This window comes from Heyndrickxia coagulans DSM 1 = ATCC 7050 (genome assembly GCF_000290615.1).
Lineage (GTDB): Bacteria > Bacillota > Bacilli > Bacillales > Bacillaceae_C > Weizmannia > Weizmannia coagulans.
Map to the genome: position 1 here is coordinate 1 of NZ_ALAS01000090.1, position 3180 is coordinate 3180.

Genomic DNA, 3180 nt, shown 5'->3' on the forward strand with positions numbered 1-3180 from the left:
AATGGGCATATATTTATCTGACAATATTATATTTCTGGTGGTGTTCTATTTGCATTGAAAGAAAAATTGTTAACATCGCAAAAAGCTCTCCAAAAGTATACATAGACAAGACCGGCAAAATTTGTGATAGTAAGGATATGAATTTTTTCCAAAACAGGAGTGGACAAAATGAGAGCAATTTTGACAGTAATCGGCAAAGACCAGGTTGGCATCATTGCCGGTGTCAGCACACAGCTGGCAGAACTGAAGATTAATATTCTCGATGTCAGCCAGACGATCATGAGCGGGTATTTCACCATGATGATGATGCTGGATTTGTCGAATGCTGAAGCGAATTTTGATGAAATCAAACATGCCCTTGCAAAAAAAGGCGAGGCACTGCAAGTCCAAATCAAAATTCAGCGCGAGGAAATTTTCCAATCGATGCACAGCTTGTAAAAACGGGGGAAAATCATGGAAACGAAACAAATACTTGAAACCATCCGGATGATTGAAGAAGAAAAACTCGATATCCGCACCATCACAATGGGCATTTCGCTCCTCGATTGCATTGACGCGGACGGGGAAAAGGCGCGCCGGAAGATTTATGATAAAATTACGCGATTGGCAGAAAACCTTGTCCAAACCGGGGAAGAGATTGAATCAGAATACGGTATCCCGATCATTAACAAACGGATCTCGGTAACGCCGATTTCCCTCATCGCCGGGGCAACGGACGAAAAAGATTACATTGCTTTTGCCAAAACACTTGATGCGGCTGCGAAAAAAGTCGGTGTTCATTTTATCGGCGGCTTTTCGGCGCTGGTGCAAAAAGGCTGCCACAAAGGCGATAAAATATTGATCGATTCGATTCCGCGGGCATTGGCGGAAACCGAACGGGTCTGCGCTTCTGTCAATGTTGGCTCGACACGTTCCGGCATTAACATGAATGCGGTCCGTGATATGGGTGTGATCATTAAAAAGACGGCCGGGCTGACCGCGGATACGCAAGGGCTCGGCTGTGCAAAACTCGTTGTGTTCGCGAATGCGGTGGAGGACAATCCGTTTATGGCCGGCGCGTTCCACGGGGTCGGTGAAGCGGATGTCGTCATCAATGTCGGCGTCAGCGGCCCGGGTGTGGTGAAACGCGCCCTTGAAAAAGTGAAAGGCGAACCGTTTGATGTCGTTGCGGAGACGGTAAAGAAAACGGCATTTAAAATTACGCGGATGGGCCAGCTCGTCGGCATGGAAGCATCCAAACGGCTCGGCGTTCCGTTCGGTATTGTCGACTTGTCGCTTGCCCCGACACCGGCTGTTGGCGACTCTGTAGCCCATATTTTGGAGGAAATGGGCCTTGAATCCGTGGGTACGCACGGAACAACGGCGGCGCTCGCTTTGCTGAATGATGCCGTGAAAAAAGGCGGTGTCATGGCATGCGGCCATGTTGGCGGCTTAAGCGGCGCATTCATCCCGGTTTCTGAAGACGCCGGCATGATTGATGCGGTCAACCGCGGGTCCTTGAATCTCGAAAAACTGGAGGCGATGACCGCGATCTGCTCCGTCGGACTTGATATGATCGCGATCCCGGGCGACGTACCGGCAGAAACGATTTCGGCGATGATCGCAGACGAAGCTGCAATTGGTGTCATCAACAATAAAACGACAGCGGTGCGGATCATTCCAGCACCGGGCACAAACGTCGGTGACCGCGTCGAATTCGGCGGCCTGCTCGGCCATGCGCCGGTAATGGGCGTCCATTCCTTGTCATCAGCGGACTTCATTGCCCGCGGCGGCAGAATCCCGGCCCCGATTCACTCATTTAAAAACTGAGCGCTTGAAAAAGCACCACCAAAATAGAAAAGGCGTTGAGACACTCCGCTATTTGTGTTTCAACGCTTTTTTTGCAAGCTATATGTTATATGCACGGAAAATACAAAATTACTTTTTCAGTGGCCCCTTTCTTTTTCATATACGGCGGCCTAAAACCGGGATGAAATAGCGATCACTAGATCGAGTGGAAACAAAATTGTGCAATGGAAAAGAAAAACTAAGTACACAACAGGTTATATGGAATGTTATGTGGTAAATAACCGCCATATAGATTCATTTGTCAAATTTTAACTGAAAATTTTAATAAATAGATTTTATTTTTTAAGAGGATTTTTTCAATTCGACGCAGTATTTATAAAGTGTAAGAAAAATTGATATTGGAGGGATAATATGAAAAAATTGCTCGTTTAGTATTGGCCATAGCCATAGGAGGAGTTGGTCTGTTTTCAGCTATACCAGCAAAAGCTGACGAAACAGATAGTAATTTAACGTCTTTCCGAAAGAAGTCTCCCATCCTCAAGGAATGTGAAGGTGCGAATCGCACCAATGAGTAGGTGGGAGATGAATTTCGTAACAAAACTCTTGGAACAAGAGGGTTAGCTCGGTCAGTTTTCGTTGGCTAGTAAAAGCAACGATAAGTCGAGAAGCCCCCACTTCAATCAAACCGTAAGGTTGATAAGTGGAGGGTAGTTCACTTCAAGACAATCCAGGCATTGTCGTGCAGGATGGTAGTGCTTTAGTTAATGATGCAAATATTAGTGATGATGTTGTAACAGATAATGCAACTCTAGACGATTTAAGTACAGAATATAACCTAAAAGATATCAACATAAGTGAATACCCAGAAGGAACACCTGTACTCAAATTTGACAGTGTAGAAGACTTAAATAAATTCTTGGCCACTGAAGACGCCGCACCAAAGACAATTGAAACCACGATCAACAATACAGAACCTTTACCTGTTTCCAAATTAGGCCTGTCTCAACCTCTAGCTTTAAGATCTTCAAACTATACTACAGTCAGAAAAACAAAAACAGTGAATACAGGATTTGCAAATGTTAATTTAAAAGCGGATATTAGAGTTTACAGCAGTGGATCTTTCCGGGAGATAAAGAGTTGTCACGAATGGACAGACCATACGGGTTTTGCCTTTTCTCTTGATTGGGACGAAAAGTATAATTGGCATAAAATTTCCAAAGATCATTCAAGTGTGACTGTTGCCGGTGGTGGTGTTTTAAATTATGTCATCTTTGTCTCAGGAATAGGTAAAATGTATTCACGGTCAGCTCTGAGGAGTAAAAATTTTTCGTGATAATTTAACTATTCCCCCCCAAAAATGCGGCTAAATATGTAATAATTTAAATAATTAGA

The 3180-nt window shown here is 44.5% G+C and carries 3 protein-coding genes; all 3 read left to right on the forward strand.

Features of this window, described 5'->3' with window-relative positions:
• The first annotated feature begins 168 nt into the window (after positions 1–168).
• The 3 genes from IC21_RS03835 to IC21_RS03845 all read left to right on the forward strand — a co-directional run bounded on the left by IC21_RS03835 (position 169) and on the right by IC21_RS03845 (position 3121).
• Positions 169–438: an ACT domain-containing protein gene (locus IC21_RS03835; protein ID WP_029143136.1), complete on the forward strand. Its 270-nt coding sequence runs from the start codon at positions 169–171 to the stop codon at positions 436–438.
• Between the two features lie 15 nt (positions 439–453).
• A complete protein-coding gene (locus tag IC21_RS03840; protein ID WP_013858225.1) occupies positions 454–1809 on the forward strand; it encodes a PFL family protein in 1356 nt (451 codons plus the stop codon).
• Between the two features lie 679 nt (positions 1810–2488).
• On the forward strand, positions 2489–3121 hold the full coding sequence (locus tag IC21_RS03845) for a hypothetical protein (protein ID WP_235801100.1): 633 nt from the start codon (positions 2489–2491) through the stop codon (positions 3119–3121).
• Positions 3122–3180 lie beyond the last annotated feature (59 nt).